The following is a 16,208-nucleotide window of genomic DNA, read 5'->3' on the forward strand; positions in this document are numbered from 1 at the left end:
GATTTTTGCGTCACTCAAGGTTGAAAAAAAAAAGTAAAAAACACAATAAAATACGCATAACTATTCCATCAGCTCTAGGGTTAAATTATTTTTTTTGTTTTTCTTTATTAACTCTGAAATAGGTATTTTGACTAACATGGCACTGTTAGGAGGGAAAAATACATCGTAGCCTTGTGACTTCAACTCCTGTTTAGCAATGTGCTTTACCTCGACGCCATCTTCAACAATATCAATATCGTAATCGCTTAATCGACTCGCCCCAGCCCCTTTATTGATGACCTTGGCAAAGATAGAGCGGCCTTTAATATAGGTTTCCTCGACACTAAGATCAGGCCTTAGTACCGCTTGATCAATATGAACAATAAGGTTTACATCCAAAAGAATGGTTAATTTAGATTGTTTTTCTATTGGCAAACTAGCGATGGGTTGCTCAATCAAACTTACCTGATAGGTTTTATCGACAGAGGGGACATTCTTACCAACCCATCTGAATTGTATTCGTTGGCTTTTTCCTGCTTTTAAATACAAAGACGGTGGAAAAACCCATAACGGAGCATCATCCACAGGGATCAATTTAGGCTCGGTGAGACCCGTTGGATCAAAGTCCACTTCATAAATTTGAATATCAAAAGCAATATCTCTGGGTAGCTGGTTGTAGACCAGGCTAAATGGGGTTCTTACCGAATCATAAGGCGAAAAAGTAATGACCATGGGCGTTACTTCTACTGCATAGACTGGTGCTGTCACCAGGCTATACAGGAATAATGCCATTACGATTCGCCACAACATTATAAAGTCACTTCCAAATCACTATCAGAGGCATTAAATTGAGGTGGTACTCTAACAAGAACAGTGCTTTTTGAATTAGGTAGCACAATTTTCCCACTTAAAGACTGGCTCAGTTCCTTGCCTTCTAGGACAAACTCTTCATCTTTATTATGTATCTTCCATTTTGATTGAGTCAGACGAATAAATTTATTCCCTGTATTCTCTAAATCGACACTCCAAACCCCTTTAGAAACTTGCTTTTTTCCTTTAATAGATACATTTGCCTCTGCATTTTCAGGAACCACATTTAATAGTGTGTGAAAATTCATAGCCATAGTTACCCCAGAACTTGAAGAGGGATCTAACGTCAAGGGTATTTGATTAATCGCAATTCGGTAAGCTTTAGAGGAGGACAGTACAGGATCACCAATATAACGAACAATAATAGACTGACTCTTTCCAGGCTGAACAATACTGGTTATAGGGATAATTAAAAAATCTTCGTCGTTTATCGCTAGCTTTTCCTGACCATCACTATCAATGGATAAATCGTACGCTTCTATCTCAATAGTCAATGGGTCTTTAGTACTATTGTAAACCCGCATAGTTTGTTGCGATTGACTGCCAGATGGCTTTATCTCCGAGACCATCGGCCTAACTTCAAATGCAAATACTGAATAAGAAATAACGAAAAAAAGAAAACTGATAATATATTTCATAATATTCTTCCTAATAAAAAAGGCAGTGATAGCACTGCCTTTTTTCATTTAAATATTAGTTAGCTGCAATTGTTAAGCTTAATTGATCAGTATAGAAACCTGAGAAAGTTGGATTACCTACCACAGTAAGTGTAACCGTTCCAGGGATGCCATTAGCCAAGTCTGTAGAACCATCCTCGCTTTGAGACATACTCAAATCATCAACACCAGTAGTTGCACTTAGGGTGAAGTTATATGGTAATGCAGCTAACTCCGCAGTATAGCCAACACCTGTTGCATCCAAGCCATCAACGGTTTGCATATGACCTTCTGAAGACGTTAATGTCACAGTCGCTCCATCATAATCATTACATTTGATTTTAAAGCCAAAAGTGCTTTGTTCACCGTCAATTAACTCTGGAAAAGTAACACTGGACTCACTACCTGGTATGACTTTACAAACAGATGGTACATGGCCACCCACTGCTACATCACTTGCGAATGCGACACCAGAAGTAAGGGCTGCGATTGCTGATAATACTATTAACTTTTTCATTTTGATATTCCTTATATAATATTTAATATCTAAAAATTAATGCTTTACCATACTCCACCGGATATTGCTGATGGGGTCATTTCTATGCGAATAACGTCCTGGTAATTCCCCGCATAAATCAAAGGATCTACTAATTTAACTTGTAATTTTGCTATACTTTTAAATAAAATATCATTTACGTTAAACATTTTTATACTCTTAAGCTGGTGCGCTAATACAGACATGCTGTAATTTGCATCTGCTATCGTCAATGCCACGCGATAATCATTTATCTGAGTACTTTGCTGATGACGTAAGCCACCGTTTACAGATTGCATCGATACTCGCATAGGTGAATTACAATCTATCACCAGATCCGTATTAGCCAAGCCATTATTAGAAAGAGTCAGGTCATTACTTTCTGCGGTAAAGCTGCATTTTTCTGGAATATATCCAACTAATGTCAAACTTACTTCATCACTACTATAAGCATTGATGCCGAAGAAAAATAATATAATTGCAATACCTTTTCTCATTTCTTTAACTTCCTTTTGTCAGCCTCGCTAACACCATTTGATCCTAGATAATAAAAATATGTTTAGTTTGTTTCTATTTGCTTACTGATATATCTAACAATTATTTTTAAGCTAAACGAAGTGTCTTTTTACGCTAAACATTTTTACCAGAAAATAAATAATGCGATACACAAAAACTCTAAACACACAATAAAAACCAAAGAACAACAATGAGTTATACAAAGAAACAAAGAAGAATAGAAAGTAAACACTTAGTAACAAAAAAACACATAGAACAAACGAAATGCTTGAAAAAAAATTAAACAATTGGTTAACATTTGGACACACTGTGAAACACTAAACACTATCGTTACGCTTTCTTTACGCAAAATAATTCACTATGGCGAAGATAAACGCTTCAATTACAAGTTGGAAAAGCCTTATTTTTCCTCTCTTTTTCTCACTTATTTAAACCCCGTTATTCGTTTTGGTTATAATGAAAGATATCCTAACCCTCATAAAACAACTTCAAGCCAACCCGAGGGTAAAAAAGCCCGGCAGAGAAAAGCTGTGCCTGTTTTTTTGTGGATTTCAATAAAAGAAAGAGGCGGTTTTATTGCGTTAATGGAGCAATAACCGTTTTCTACTCCTCTATAAGACGACGTCAAGCCAACCCGAGGGTAAAAAAAGCACGGCAGAGGAAAGCTGTGCCTGTTTTTTTGTGGATTTCAATAAAAGAAAGAGGCGGTTTACTACGTTAATGGAGCAATAACCGCTTTACCGCCCCATAAGACGGCTTTAAGCCAATCCTAGGGTAAAAAAGCCCGGCAGAGGAAAGCTGTGCCTGTTTTTTGTGGATTTCAATAAAAGAAAGAGGCGGTTTTATTGCGTTAATTGAGCAATAACTGTTTTCTACTCCTCTATAAGACGACGTCAAGCCAACCCGATGGTAAAAAAGCACGGCGCGAGACCTCGCTTGAAAACAATAACTCTCGCGCGATGTCGAAAGCCACTCATGAATGAATGCTGCAGTCGCTAACCTATTGACAATCTGGCGCTATGATGAAGCTAAATTGGCTCTAGTGAAACAGCAAATAATACTGCCATACTCTTCCTCTATTTATCTATCGCGAGACCCTAGCTGTATGGAAAACCTAGCTTATTTGATCCCTATTGTTTTTTTTGCTGGCATTATCCGCGGCTATGCAGGCTTTGGCTTTGCAGTAATTGCTGTGATTGGTTTGAATCTCTTCTTAGACCCAATTAAAAGTGTGCCTATTGTGTTGGCTCTGGATTTTATCTGTAGCATAGGTCTGATACGTGAAGCCATTAAGCACGCCAACATGCATACTTTTCGCATTATTGCGGGAGGGTCTATTTTAGGTATTCCCATTGGCTTAGTGTTACTTTACCTAGTCCCTGCTCTTTGGCTGAAACTCGCTATTTGTAGCTTTGTATTAGTCTTGGTTGCGTTGCTTATTAAAAAGGCAAAGCCTGCTCAACATGACTCATTTGGCAAAAAACTGCTCACGGGCATTGCATCTGGCGTTGGTACTTCAAGTGCTTCTATTGGTGGCCCTATGATACTGTATTATATTTTATCCAGCCCTTTAGACGTGAGGGCGCAACGCGCCACTATGATTTTATTTTTTATCGTCAGTGAATTTGTCGCATTAATGGGGATAGGGCTAAGCCAACCCTCTAGTAACGAGATATATACCACTATTTTATGGCTGCTAGCACCCACTATGGTGGGCGTGAAGATTGGCCAATTCTTTTTTAACAAACGACCACCAAAGTCTTTTAAATCGATTTCCCTGCCTATTATGGTAGTGGTGGCAATGGTGGGCTTTGCTCAGGCGTTTCAGGTTATTTAAAGCCGTATACAAATCGCCACTTTTTATCACCTCCCCCATAAACCGGCATAGAGTAAACAGCTTTTACGCTGTGTCGGTTCTCTGTATCAACCTCCCTCTTTGCAAATAAAGCCCCATGTTACCTGCGACTTATTCGTCTATTTCCCTCCCACTCCCCTGTTTCCATTCTTTGTTTACAATCTTTCTGCTAAATACTGAGTTCTGGCTGCTGACTTCTAGTTGATAACTGCTGGCTTCTAACCTCTGACTTCTGACTTCTGACTTCTGACTTCTGACTTCTGACTTCTAACCTCTGACTTCTAACCTCTGACTTCTAACCTCTGACTTCTGACTTCTGACTTCTGACTTCTGACTTCTGCCTTCTGCCTTCTGCCTTCTGACTTCTGACTGCTAGCTTCTAACCTCTGGCTTGTGCTGCTGACTGCAGAGTCTGACTTCTGACTTCTGACTTCTGACTTCTGACTTCTGACTTCTGACTTCTGACTTCTGACTTCTGCCTTCTGACTTCTGCCTTCTGACTGCTAGCTGCCGCCTTTACCCGCACAGTGATTAGACGTTCATGTACGTTGCGCGCCCTAGCTCAGTGATGACGTGGATACCAACAGCAAGGAGCAACTTACTGCTTGAAAGCTAAACTTGGTGAGTCAAGGCTAGCAGGATAGATTCAACATTTGACACTAGTTTGTTAGATACAAAAAAGCCAACACCTATATAGTAGGTGCTGGCCTCATTGCATAATATGACTTGGTTAAACGAAAGCGCTTATTTCATTGCCGCTTCAATGAACTCAGGATTAACATATACTGAGTAATCTTCTTTTAGGCCACTGATTTTCTTCTGGTCTAGCAAGAACTCAGAAGTTGCTTGCAGAGCCGATACCACGCCGCCTTTCGCGCCACAACCTAACCATGCGCAAGAAGCTTGCTCTTCAAGCGTTGGGTATTCGTACAATGCCATGACCCCAGGCACAGTGTTGATATCACCACCGGTTACCTTACTAATCGATTTCGCGATTGGGCTATCGACTGTAAAACTGTCTTTGTTGTCGTTGTACTCTTTATCCACTGCGGCAACGATTTTGACAAAGTCGACAAGGAACTGTTTGTTCGAGTCAGCAAATTTCTTATTCGCAACCAGCGCATCAAACGTTGGTTTACCCCATGAGCTAAGCGTTTTTGAGGTAACAAGCACGTGACCACTTTGCTTAATTTGACCCAATACTGGATCCCAGATGAAAGCAGCATCAATATCATTACGACGCCAAGCCGCAGAAATTGCACTTGGTTGCATATTAAGCAACTTTACTTCGCTTGGTTTGATGCCAAACTGTTCCAATGCAAACATCATATGAAAATGCGTGGTGGAAACAAAAGGAACACCAATGGTTTTACCTTTCAGGTCAGAAGGTTTCATAATATCGGAACCGTCTCGTACGACTAAGGCTTCTGCATCACCAATGTTTTCTAGGATCCAAAAAACTTCCGCTTTTACCCCGTTGCTCACCGCTGCAGCAATCGGGCTAGAACCCGCTGTTGCAATATCAACACTACCAGAAGCCAAGGCGGTCATGGCTTTAGCTCCGGAATCAAAACGGCGCCATTTGATGGTGACATCCAGTTGTTTTTCCAACAACTGCTCATCGATTACTTTTTTATAAGGGTTAAAAACCCCCTGATAACCAATGGTAATTTCTTCTGACATTGCGCTAAATGAAATCGCCATTGCGCCCACGAACAAACCTATTTTTTTCACAAATTTCATAGTCATTCCTTACGTGATATTTTAATCGTTTTTAATCGGTTGTTTGCTAATCCAGATATCGACTCACTGCCGTTATCAGTTATGACCTTTCCATGGAACGAGCTTTCTTTCCAAATAACGCATAAAGAGATCAAAGCAGTAGGCAATCACACCAATCACAATGATCCCTGCGATAACCACATCTGTGCGTAAGAACTCAGACGCGTTTAACACCATAAAACCTATCCCTTGTTGGGCTGCGACCATTTCCGCTGCCACCAAAGTTGTCCAACCAAAGCCAATTGCAATACGCATGCCTGTTAGTATGTCTGGCAAGGCGCCTTTGCTAATCACTTGAGTAATCACTTGCCAACGGCTAGCCCCCATAGAGTAAGCCACTTGAATTTGCTCAATACGCACTGAAGTCACACCAGCTCGAGCACTCAAAATAATGGGCGCCAACATGGCTAAGAAGATCAGTGTCAGCTTGCTGCTTTCATCAATGCCTAACCAAATGATGATCAATGGCAAGTAAGCAAGTGGCGGTAATGGACGATAAAATTCGATCAGTGGATCAAAAATACCGCGCAGGATATAACTACAGCCAATCAAGATCCCCAACGGAATACCAATTAGACAGGCAAAGAAAAAGGCACCAAAAATACGTGTTAAACTGGCGTACAAATGTTCGATTAAGGTGGCCCCAGCAAACCCATTACTGGCAATGTCTAAGAATTTTTGCAGGACATCCACTGGCGACGGCAAAAACAAGGCATCAATAAAGCCCATTTCGGTAACAAAAGCCCAAATCGCGATAAACATCAGCGTCGATACGACTGAAATAATACGACTGTCTCCAGCGCCAGGCGCACCATAGAACTCACCAATCTTGATTGAGGGCTTACTGATTTTAAGCTTTGAATAAGTCACCAGTTTTTGCAGCAATGGCGTAAATTCTTTGTTTGCCTCACTGGCTTCTGGCGGCGCTTTTTTTAGCTTTTCGTCAGGCATGGCTGTGGTTGATTTAGTATTCATAATAAGCCTCTATTAATGATCCGCTTCATCGCCGTGGATAATTGCTAATATCTTTTCTCGTGTGCTAATAAACTCTTGGCTCGATTTCACCTTACGAGCATCACGACACGCTAAAAATTCTTTATTAAAGTTCAAATCAAATTGATGCGTTATGCGTCCAGGACGCGGTGACATAACGATCAAGCGCGTCGCCAACAACAAAGCTTCATCAACACTGTGTGTGATAAAAAACATCATCTTATTGGTCTCTTGCCAAACGTCGAGCAACAGCTCTTGAAGAGACTCTCGAGTTAACGCATCCAAAGCACCCAATGGCTCATCAAGCAACAGCATTTCTGGATTATTGGTTAATGCTCGAGCGATACCAACTCGTTGCTGCATCCCCCCGGATAACTGATAAACACGATGGTGATGAAAGTCTTCTAAGCCAACCAGCTTAAGATATTCTGCGGCTTTCTTACGGCGCTCTTGCTTGCCGACACCTTGTAGTTTCAAACCAAATTCTGTGTTTTCAATCACATCAAGCCAAGGCAATAAGGCATGCTTTTGAAATACCACACCACGGTCTGCACTAGGTCCAATGACCTCGTCACCTAGATCCAAACCACACGCAATGCGTGGATACCCTTTAATTGAGCTGTCTCCCAGCGTCAAATAACCTTTGGTTGGCGCAATAAAGCCCGCAATCAAACTTAGCAAAGTCGTTTTGCCACACCCAGAAGCTCCCAGAGCAACAACCAGATCACCTTGCTCAATGGTTAAATTAATTTCGGACAATGCCGTTACCGCTTCTCCACCTTGAGAAGCAGGGTAAATTACCGATACATCCCGAATGTCTAATGTATTCATTTTTCCACTCCTCTCTTGTCTGATAATCCCATTCTTATCAGGCAACTCGTTAAAACTTGTACTCCACGTTACTTATCTGACCTCGAAAGCAATAGAGCCAACCTTTAAATTTTATGGTCCAGGTGAAAAAACCAAGAGAAAATGGATCATTTTTTGCATGAATTTACTGTGTTTTTAAAGCCCTATGCTAATTAGATCAAGGTAACCATCATGACTGACTGTCTAATTACTGTTGAATTCCAACCAGGGAAAAGTTTTCAACAACAAATCAGAGAAAAACTTGTTGATTTAATTAAGAAAGATTACTTCGGCGAATCCAACCTACCCTCCAGCAGAAAGATGGCTCAACTGTTAGGTGTGTCCAGAAATACCGTTATGTTGGTCTATGAAGGTTTGGTCGATGAACGCTTTTTGATTTCTAAAGAACGCAGCGGTTACTTTGTAAATCCAGAAATAAGCAGCGAAGAACTCCCCGAGACGGTACAAAATCTAACGAAGACAGAAGAAAACGCTCTAAGTTGGGGCGACAGGCTAAAAAAAGTCCCTTCTTCCTTTAAGATGTTGCACAAGGATAAAAATTGGATCACCTATTCTTATCCTTTTATCTACGGCCAAATAGAGCCAATGCACTTTCCTCTTTACCAATGGCGAGAATGCACACGCATCGCACAAAGTAGAGGCAATGTTCACGAGTGGATAGAAGATTATGTGGATGTGGATTCAAAAGCGCTCATCAGCCAAATACGCCAGAGTATTTTGCCCAAACGCGGAATCACGGCCAGTGCAGAACAAATTTTATTGACCATGGGGACACAAAACTCATTTTCTCTGTTAGCCAATTTACTGACTAATGAAGAAACAGTGGTTGGTTTAGAGGACCCTGGCTATCCAGACCAACGTAATATTTTTCATGCCGCACGCACCCAACTTAACTTTTTACAGCTTGACGATAAAGGTGTCGTTACTGGCTCTCAATTAAAACAATGCGATTATGTTTGCGTCACCCCAAGCCATCAATATCCAACTACGGTCACCATGCCGATGGAAAGACGTATTGAACTTTTAGAGCAGGCATCAAAAGACAACTTTGTCATTATTGAAGATGATTATGAAAGCGAAGTGAATTTCCATGAGCGCCCATTACCTTCCTTAAAAAGCATGGATGATAAAGGCCGAGTCATTTACGCAGGAAGTCTCTCCAAGTCTTTATCCCCTGGACTGCGCTTAGGGTATTTGGTAGCCGATGTTGAGTTAATCAAAGAGCTCAGAGAATTACGCCGTTTACAATACCGCCATCCTCCCGCCAATAACCAAGCGGTGGCAGCTCTGTTTATTAGCCAAGGCTATTACGACAGCCACTTACGTCGCATGAAAACCCTGTATGAGACAAAGTGGAACCTCATGTCTGAAGGCCTTAAAAAGCACTTGGGTCAATGCGAAATCACCGAGACACAAGGCAGTTTCTGTTTTTGGATAAAACTGCCAGACCCACTCAAAAGCTCTGATTTAGTGCGCCTAGCGTCTAATTACAGCATTCTCGTGGAGTCGGGGGACAGCCTGTTTGCCCAAACACCCTCCCCACAAAACTATATTCGCTTAGGGTTTTCTGCGATTGCAGAAGATAAAATAGAAAAAGGCATCGAAATATTAGGCGCTTTAATTCTTCAACTGCAGCAGGAGTACCCGCAAAAAATATACGCTATGAATTAGCCAAACATCTGATAACACACTGGGTCTAAGAGTTGGCTGGTTGGCCCGAGAAGTTATTTTATTTGGCTCTATCACGCCGCTCTGTGGCTCTATTATAGTGACAGTGAGTGTACCCCCGCTCACCTCCCTTTGTTAGCGCGTTCCCTCTTGGTTCGCGTTTTTTTTTGCTAATCCCAATTACGCTTACGTAGACTCTTAATCTGGCCTTTTTGTTTTTTCTTATCTACCCGCTTCTTCTGTGACGAACGGGATGGTTTTGTCGCTCGACGCGCTTTTTGCACTTTAATAGACTCTAATATCAGCGCTTTTAAGCGCGCCAGCGCATCTTCTCGGTTTAATTCTTGCGTCCGATGTTGTTGCGCTTTGATAACAATGTCCCCCTCTTTCGTCAGGCGACTGTCACTCAACGCCAATAAGCGCTCTTTATAAAAAGCTGGCAATGACGAGTTCGCCACATTAAAACGCAAATGGATCGCCGATGAGACTTTGTTGACATTTTGCCCGCCGGCACCTTGAGCTCGAATGGCGGTGAGTTCTATTTCATGGTCGGGAATGGAAACCGCAATGGAAATTTGCAACATTAGGATATTTTACAACTCGTCTGTTTAATCTGCCTCAGATTGTAACAGTGTTAGCTAGGCTTTGCTTTGATGGATCGTTTCGCGCAAAATTATCAGTTACAATCGGTCTCTTGTCGTTTCAGCTTAAGTAGGGAGTTTTTCGTGACTCAGTTTCGCCCTTGTATTGATTTACACCAAGGCAAAGTTAAACAGATCGTTGGTGGCAGCCTCAATGATAAAGGCGCCCAAGAAAATTTTATCAGTGATTATGATGCGGCGTATTACGCAGCGCTATACCGTGATCACAATTTAACCGGCGGCCATGTCATTGCTCTGGGAAAAGGCAATCATGACGAAGCAATAAGCGCACTAAAAACCTATCCAAATGGTCTTCAATTTGGCGGTGGTGTGACAGCACGCAATGCTCACAGCTACCTTGAAGCAGGTGCATCACACGTTATCGTTACTTCTTACTTATTTGCCGATGGCGAGTTCTCTTGGGACCGTCTGGATAAAATAAAACGTGAAACTGGCGTCGATCACCTGGTCCTCGACCTCAGCTGTCGTCGTACTGAAGATGGCTGGTATATCGCCACCGATCGCTGGCAAACCATCACCTCAACCCAAGTCAATCAAGCCAACTTAATTGAACTTGCCGACCATTGTGATGAATTCTTAATTCATGCCGCAGATGTAGAAGGCTTACAAGCTGGGATTGACGAAGAACTTGTCACTCTGCTTGGCCAAGGCTGCCCTGTGGCGGTTACTTATGCTGGCGGCGCTCGCTCATTAAACGATCTTGAGCGCGTTAAACAACTTTCCAAGGGTAAGGTGGATCTGACCATTGGCAGTGCGCTCGATATTTTTGGCGGACAAGGGGTAGCTTTAGACGAATGCATCGCTTGGAACCAAGAGCAAAACACGCCATAGCCCCCAGCAAAACAGAACGCACCTGATATCTCTGCGGCCTTTTTCAGCACGAAACAAGGCCGCCTTTTAACACGCCCGTTTCACGCCACGTCCAGGGTCTCCTGTCCTGTTTTAAGGGCCATTAAATTTTGCTTGTTTTAAAAGAAAAATTTGCTTCTACAGACACTCTTTTTACAGTTTTTTTGATACCATTCAGGTAGATGATTCGAGCGCCAGATCTCGACATCATCGGGTCCATGCCGCATACTAGCTGCACTTATTTTTATATCTAATCTTAGGATTATTCAATGTCGCTATTTCGTGCAGGCTTTTTACTTTTGCCGCTTTTTATCAGTGCTTGTTCAGTGCCAGTTTTGCACAAAAACACGCCATCACCTACTGAGCAAACAAGTACGCCGTCCAGCTCAACCGAGCAACAAGTGACGACATCTCAAGCCAACACAAACCAATCAGTGGAGATGGCCAATACCCTTGATGAGCAAATTAAGTTAGCCACACTTCATCACTCTGAATTACAAGCTCGCTCGGGCATGGCTCCAAACCTACCTAAAATCAACAAGGACGAAATTCTCACTCAATCACGCAGTGCAGAAGCCATTCAACAGTTAGAAAACTATAACAGCCAAGTAAATGAGCAGCTTACTGCCATCGACAAGCGCGTCGAACAACGTAAAAAAAATGCGCTTCCTGGCGATGTAATTCAAATACTGGTTTCTAAAACCAAAGTCACTTTAGCCAATGCTGACTTTGTAAGTCAGCCGCTTATCGGTCAATGGGTTCGTGGGGAAAGCCGTGTTATACGCTTGAAAGATGGCTTGTTGTTCGACGCCCAACATTCTGAAGATCTGCGCATCACCTACTCTGAAAGTTATCAATTATTGGTAAATGGCAAGGTCATTAGCATCGTTAACCCAAATAAAGAAAAAAGCCACGCCGCCTTTACGGTAGACACCAGTGAAAACAGCGGTTCGATTGTCGGCTCATTAGATTATCGCCAGGTAACCGAACGCCATTAAGAGACAATGTAGTGGTGAGTTCCCTAGAATGAGGCTTGGGTGCCTGGTTGCTGGGGCATTCACCCCATACTCGATAGCTGTTCTAACGCCATGGCGTTTCGCTGATATTGAACGTGATCAAGGGTGAGCTGTATCCAAGCAAGGTATTGGCTAAGCCAGCCGACAAAGGCTCGATCTGTGATCCGGCGCAACATTTTTCTAATTCTTTTTAGTGATTGTCGATTGACACTCATCACACGGCTAGGGGCATGCTTGTTAGATGACTTCAGTGCCATCAGGTAAGCTTTAGCAATATAGCCTGCCTCTACATTCATTGTTCCGCTGTCTTTTGGCAATGACATCAACCGGCTTAACAAACTGTCGCTAAGCGCACGGTATTGTGTAGCAACACGCTGAAAAACATGTTGTTCTAGGGTGTTTGTGGAACGAGCATAGAGAGTGGCATTAGCAACACTGCTGTCAAAACTAATAGAAAATATATCCAGCATCAGCCGCGCGTCTGCCTCACTGTAGGTCGGCATAGTCGCCTTACTCTGTGTCATAATTTTCCCCTCTCACGATGGCATGTTTTGTGTAAATAACCTATACAACAAAGCGGTTTACTGAAAAGTCTCTTACAAAGGCTATGCCAACTTAGCCAACCTGTGCTGTTATAGGCATTAGACTAGCAGTGAGAGGTTTCAGCTTGGTTACATCTCACTCAAAATAGGAAGAAATTACACGTTATCTTGTCAGCCTTACACAGGGTAAGATGACCCAAACGACCCTTAAGGAGCGCTAACATGCCATCACCAAAACTTTTTATACACACTCGTGATCCATCCTTAGCCTCTGCCCTATTGTCTTTAGAGAGTGTTCGACAATTTGAGCTCATGGTGAGTAACCAAACAGAATGCTGGTTAGAACAATTAACAAACGCACAATGCCAGGTTGCCTTAATCGAAGTCGACAACATGGAGCAGGCATCGTTCGCCGCCTTGCAAGATAGCGAGCTACTGAATCGTGTAGAATTTTCTTTTTTCAGCCAAGGCAAACCTGACCCTCTGTTAGACCAAGTCATGCAAAAGGGAGCCGGATTCCATTACCGCGCTCCAGTGAACTATTCTCTGGTTGACGCCTCATTGCGAGAATCCTTTATTGAACTGAGTGACAATACCCGCCCAGCCTCAAGCAACACCAGCCATTTAGACCAATTTGGCCAGCTAGTGGGCTCATCGGTTGCCATGCATTCTCTTTATCGCACCATTCGCAAAGTGGCTGCGACCACCACCAACGCTTTTATTATTGGTGAAAGTGGCTCTGGCAAAGAATTAGTGGCCAACACACTGCATATTTTTAGCGAGCGCTCTGCTGCTCCCTTTGTCGCTATCAACTGTGGCGCACTCAGCCCAGAGTTAATAGACAGCGAGTTATTTGGCCATGTAAAAGGTGCGTTTACCGGGGCCTATAAAGATCATGAAGGCGTATTTGAACAAGCCCAAGGCGGCACTCTTTTTCTCGATGAAATCACCGAGATGCCTTATGAGCACCAAGTAAAACTGCTGCGTGTGTTGGAAAGCGGCGAATACAAACCCGTTGGTGGGCAAAACGTAAAAACCGCTAATGTGCGCATCATTGCTGCGACCAATCGCGATCTTGGTGAGGCGATCAAGGAGGAAACCTTCCGCGAAGACCTGTACTTTCGACTCGCTCAGTTTCCTATTAGTGTGCCGCCATTGCGCGAGCGAGAAGATGATGCCCGTGGTTTAGCGCAACACTTCTTGGCGTATCGGAACGCTCAAGATAAGACGCAAAAAAGCTTATCAGCTAGCACCTTAGACAAAATCCAAGCCTATTCTTGGCCAGGCAATGTAAGAGAATTAAAACACACCATTGAGCGTGCCTGCATTCTCGCCAATGATGTCATCGAGCCAGAACACCTCATTATCAATAGCTTAGGCGACACGGAACAAGCAGATGATGGCCATGGTATTCCAGTCGGCATGCGCCTTGATGATATTGAGAAAATTGCCATCACGGAAACTCTAAAAGAAAACGATGGCAACAAAACCGATACAGCACAACAGCTTGGCATCAGTGTAAAAACGCTTTATAACAAGTTAGACAAATACGACAGTTCTAATTAATGACTGACGCTTGTTTTCTCAGCTGTATGGCGAGCTTCTGGGTCGGCGCTTAGTTCCGGCTTCAAAGCCGACTCAGGCACAACCACATTGAGCGATTGTGGCTTTACCTGAATGTCTAAGCGGTCGGCCTCTCGCTCTTCGCCATCTACCACATAGCGACCAACCTGACTAATGTCGACCGAGACCTTGCGTGCAGCACGATGAGATATGCCTGAATCAGGGTTCGTCTTGCTCTCAGACGAATTATCAGCATTGGCGTCTCCTAGCCCTAATAACGCCAACTCCGCCAAATTCAGTATCTGAAAGCGATCTGGGTCAAGCCAAGTCAAATCCAACATGCCATCCATTATATTAGGCACCCCCTTCCCCTGCGCTAATAACGTAGTGATAGGGGCAGCATTGGCGATAGTCAAACTCGGTGTACGAATAACAAACGCCTCGCCATCATCTAGAGAGACACGAAACTCGTGTGTTTCATTTTGACTGATGGCTTCTTTTAAGCCTTGTAAATAAGCTAGCTGACCACTGGTGTTTTTCTTCTCTCTGTCGGCTTTTTCAATCATCTGTTGCTCAAACCCAACCCCCGCCATCAACAACATCATTTCGCCATTGCATTGCGCAGTATCAATTTTTTGCTCACAGCCTTCCACTAAGTTAATACAAGCACTTTCAACAGGCGCTACTTTAGATAATACGCCACACAGTACCTGACTAAGGGAGTTGGCCGTACCAAAAGGAATAATGCCAAGCTTGATATTGCTGTCTACTAGGGCGCTTGCCACTTCTGCCACCGTACCGTCTCCGCCGCAGGCAATGACAATATCTGGTGCGGCTTGGCGTGCTTGCTGGGCGTAGAAGGTGCCATTCTTCTGCGGCGACGTGGTTTTCACTGTGACATCATAATAGCCGCTCAAATAACCCAAAATAAAGTCCTTTTCTTCCTCCCACTGGCGCTTACCTGCAACGGGATTGGCAATCAACCAGGCACTGTTTTGCACTGTCAAAAGCGCGTTTTTATAAGCACGTTTTAAGGCTTTAAACTGGCGCTTATTAAGGCGTGCCGTTTGGCGAATAGCGCGTATCTTCTGCATGATGTCATCGGGGGATGCGGTAGGGTTTTGACTCAACAAATACGCCGCCATGACAAACACTGAACGGCCACGACCTAGCGCACAATGAATCATCACTGAGCGACCATTTTTACGGTGGGTGTGGATCCAGTTTAGCGCCTTGTATATTTGCACGTTCGAAGGAATAGAATGATCAAGCACCGGAATGTTTAAGTAGTCGACATCTTGTTGATGTGATACCCAATTTAAGGATGTGAACTCAGCGGTTACATCAAGAATAGCGCCTATATTCTCGCTTTTTAAATGATGAATGTCTGAAGGAAATAAGCGTCGAGCAAGATACAAACCTTGATCTATTTGCTGCAGCGCAGGGGCACTATCTCGGCTACGTTGCCAAGAATTATACAGCTGAGTCGTCCACAAAAAAGGGTGAAAGACCCAACGAATATAAAAAGGCACACTGCCATCAGAACGCTTGCGAAAAATGTTAGGGTTATTTAGTACATACGCTAAGCTAACCGCTAAATAAGACAGCGTAAACCACCCCAACGCCAACTTAAAATATATATTTGAAGTCAGTATCGTCACTAGGGCGAGCAGTATCGTAATATAGAAATAATATTGTGGCTGAAACAAAGCATGTCTCCTTATTACTCTATTTAAATCCGAGCTGTCTTATTAAGCTAGCATGATTCAAAAAAACTAACATCCTCCCCATAAAAACATCTTTTATATCGGTGCTAACGCAGACGCCACTTGATAATTGATCCCAAGTGGCG

At 43.1% G+C, this 16,208-nt stretch carries 16 protein-coding genes; 6 read left to right on the forward strand and 10 right to left on the reverse strand.

The features are described from left to right. Positions 1-60 precede the first annotated feature (60 nt). Genes DFP81_RS01025 through DFP81_RS01040 form a run of 4 tightly spaced genes read right to left on the reverse strand, consistent with a single transcriptional unit; the run spans position 61 to position 2,537 of the window. The gene (locus DFP81_RS01025) at positions 61-771 is read right to left on the reverse strand and encodes a hypothetical protein (RefSeq protein WP_245959047.1); all 711 of its coding nucleotides are present in this window, start codon (positions 769-771) and stop codon (positions 61-63) included. Positions 772-788: 17 nt separating this feature from the next. Further along, positions 789-1,487 (reverse strand): fimbria/pilus periplasmic chaperone, encoded by a 699-nt coding sequence (locus DFP81_RS01030; RefSeq protein ID WP_115895901.1) that lies wholly within the window; start codon positions 1,485-1,487, stop codon positions 789-791. Positions 1,488-1,542: 55 nt separating this feature from the next. Further along, the gene (locus DFP81_RS01035; protein ID WP_115895902.1) at positions 1,543-2,022 is read right to left on the reverse strand and encodes a hypothetical protein; all 480 of its coding nucleotides are present in this window, start codon (positions 2,020-2,022) and stop codon (positions 1,543-1,545) included. Between the two features lie 44 nt (positions 2,023-2,066). Next, on the reverse strand, positions 2,067-2,537 hold the full coding sequence (locus tag DFP81_RS01040) for a hypothetical protein (protein WP_115895903.1): 471 nt from the start codon (positions 2,535-2,537) through the stop codon (positions 2,067-2,069). A 306-nt stretch (positions 2,538-2,843) separates the two neighbouring features. Between DFP81_RS01040 and DFP81_RS18315 the strand changes: the two genes are divergently transcribed. Next, positions 2,844-3,152 carry a hypothetical protein gene (locus DFP81_RS18315; RefSeq protein ID WP_115895904.1) on the forward strand — a complete coding sequence of 103 codons (309 nt, stop codon included), beginning with the start codon at positions 2,844-2,846 and terminating at the stop codon, positions 3,150-3,152. A 383-nt stretch (positions 3,153-3,535) separates the two neighbouring features. Further along, entirely contained in the window at positions 3,536-4,393 is an 858-nt protein-coding gene (locus DFP81_RS01050; RefSeq protein WP_115895905.1) for a sulfite exporter TauE/SafE family protein, read from the forward strand. Positions 4,394-5,155: 762 nt separating this feature from the next. On the opposite strand, the gene tauA is transcribed toward DFP81_RS01050, so the two are convergent. The 3 genes from tauA to DFP81_RS01075 all read right to left on the reverse strand — a co-directional run bounded on the left by tauA (position 5,156) and on the right by DFP81_RS01075 (position 8,017). Further along, positions 5,156-6,154: a taurine ABC transporter substrate-binding protein gene (gene tauA, locus DFP81_RS01065; protein WP_115895906.1), complete on the reverse strand. Its 999-nt coding sequence runs from the start codon at positions 6,152-6,154 to the stop codon at positions 5,156-5,158. A gap of 75 nt (positions 6,155-6,229) precedes the next feature. Further along, positions 6,230-7,168, reverse strand: a complete 939-nt coding sequence (locus DFP81_RS01070; RefSeq protein ID WP_245959048.1) for an ABC transporter permease subunit — start codon at positions 7,166-7,168, stop codon at positions 6,230-6,232. A 12-nt stretch (positions 7,169-7,180) separates the two neighbouring features. Next, complete coding sequence (locus DFP81_RS01075; RefSeq protein ID WP_115895907.1) at positions 7,181-8,017, reverse strand: taurine ABC transporter ATP-binding protein; 837 nt, start codon at positions 8,015-8,017, stop codon at positions 7,181-7,183. Positions 8,018-8,227: 210 nt separating this feature from the next. Here DFP81_RS01075 and pdxR point away from each other — a divergent pair, with 210 nt between their 5' ends. Further along, positions 8,228-9,727, forward strand: coding sequence for a MocR-like pyridoxine biosynthesis transcription factor PdxR (pdxR, locus tag DFP81_RS01080; protein WP_115895908.1), 1,500 nt, complete (start codon positions 8,228-8,230; stop codon positions 9,725-9,727). A 167-nt stretch (positions 9,728-9,894) separates the two neighbouring features. On the opposite strand, the gene arfB is transcribed toward pdxR, so the two are convergent. Beyond that, the gene (arfB, locus tag DFP81_RS01085) at positions 9,895-10,308 is read right to left on the reverse strand and encodes an alternative ribosome rescue aminoacyl-tRNA hydrolase ArfB (RefSeq protein ID WP_115895909.1); all 414 of its coding nucleotides are present in this window, start codon (positions 10,306-10,308) and stop codon (positions 9,895-9,897) included. Between the two features lie 141 nt (positions 10,309-10,449). Here arfB and hisA point away from each other — a divergent pair, with 141 nt between their 5' ends. Together hisA and DFP81_RS01095 are read left to right on the forward strand one after the other, a co-directional pair. After that, on the forward strand, positions 10,450-11,217 hold the full coding sequence (hisA, locus tag DFP81_RS01090; protein ID WP_115896258.1) for a phosphoribosylformimino-5-aminoimidazole carboxamide ribotide isomerase: 768 nt from the start codon (positions 10,450-10,452) through the stop codon (positions 11,215-11,217). A 287-nt stretch (positions 11,218-11,504) separates the two neighbouring features. Further along, positions 11,505-12,233: a hypothetical protein gene (locus tag DFP81_RS01095; protein WP_115895910.1), complete on the forward strand. Its 729-nt coding sequence runs from the start codon at positions 11,505-11,507 to the stop codon at positions 12,231-12,233. Positions 12,234-12,292: 59 nt separating this feature from the next. Here DFP81_RS01095 and DFP81_RS01100 read toward each other — a convergent pair whose 3' ends face one another. After that, positions 12,293-12,775: a hypothetical protein gene (locus DFP81_RS01100; RefSeq protein WP_115895911.1), complete on the reverse strand. Its 483-nt coding sequence runs from the start codon at positions 12,773-12,775 to the stop codon at positions 12,293-12,295. A gap of 240 nt (positions 12,776-13,015) precedes the next feature. Between DFP81_RS01100 and DFP81_RS01105 the strand changes: the two genes are divergently transcribed. Further along, on the forward strand, positions 13,016-14,359 hold the full coding sequence (locus DFP81_RS01105) for a sigma-54 interaction domain-containing protein (RefSeq protein WP_115895912.1): 1,344 nt from the start codon (positions 13,016-13,018) through the stop codon (positions 14,357-14,359). On the opposite strand, the gene DFP81_RS01110 is transcribed toward DFP81_RS01105, so the two are convergent. Beyond that, positions 14,356-16,065: a diacylglycerol kinase family protein gene (locus DFP81_RS01110; RefSeq protein WP_115895913.1), complete on the reverse strand. Its 1,710-nt coding sequence runs from the start codon at positions 16,063-16,065 to the stop codon at positions 14,356-14,358. The genes DFP81_RS01105 and DFP81_RS01110 overlap by 4 nt on opposite strands. Between the last annotated feature and the right edge of the window lie 143 nt (positions 16,066-16,208).

Source organism: Marinomonas pollencensis (assembly GCF_003387375.1).
GTDB lineage: Bacteria > Pseudomonadota > Gammaproteobacteria > Pseudomonadales > Marinomonadaceae > Marinomonas > Marinomonas pollencensis.

Coding starts and splice junctions, on each gene's coding strand:
- arfB (WP_115895909.1), bottom strand. CDS start 10,308: ATGTTGCAAATTTCCATTGCGGTTTCCATTCCCGACCATGAAATAGAA.
- DFP81_RS01100 (WP_115895911.1), bottom strand. CDS start 12,775: ATGACACAGAGTAAGGCGACTATGCCGACCTACAGTGAGGCAGACGCG.
- DFP81_RS01075 (WP_115895907.1), bottom strand. CDS start 8,017: ATGAATACATTAGACATTCGGGATGTATCGGTAATTTACCCTGCTTCT.
- tauA (WP_115895906.1), bottom strand. CDS start 6,154: ATGAAATTTGTGAAAAAAATAGGTTTGTTCGTGGGCGCAATGGCGATT.
- DFP81_RS01030 (WP_115895901.1), bottom strand. CDS start 1,487: ATGAAATATATTATCAGTTTTCTTTTTTTCGTTATTTCTTATTCAGTA.
- DFP81_RS01050 (WP_115895905.1), top strand. CDS start 3,536: ATGAATGCTGCAGTCGCTAACCTATTGACAATCTGGCGCTATGATGAA.
- DFP81_RS01105 (WP_115895912.1), top strand. CDS start 13,016: ATGCCATCACCAAAACTTTTTATACACACTCGTGATCCATCCTTAGCC.
- DFP81_RS01035 (WP_115895902.1), bottom strand. CDS start 2,022: ATGAAAAAGTTAATAGTATTATCAGCAATCGCAGCCCTTACTTCTGGT.
- pdxR (WP_115895908.1), top strand. CDS start 8,228: ATGACTGACTGTCTAATTACTGTTGAATTCCAACCAGGGAAAAGTTTT.
- DFP81_RS01025 (WP_245959047.1), bottom strand. CDS start 771: ATGGCATTATTCCTGTATAGCCTGGTGACAGCACCAGTCTATGCAGTA.
- DFP81_RS01070 (WP_245959048.1), bottom strand. CDS start 7,168: ATGAATACTAAATCAACCACAGCCATGCCTGACGAAAAGCTAAAAAAA.
- DFP81_RS01040 (WP_115895903.1), bottom strand. CDS start 2,537: ATGAGAAAAGGTATTGCAATTATATTATTTTTCTTCGGCATCAATGCT.
- DFP81_RS01095 (WP_115895910.1), top strand. CDS start 11,505: ATGTCGCTATTTCGTGCAGGCTTTTTACTTTTGCCGCTTTTTATCAGT.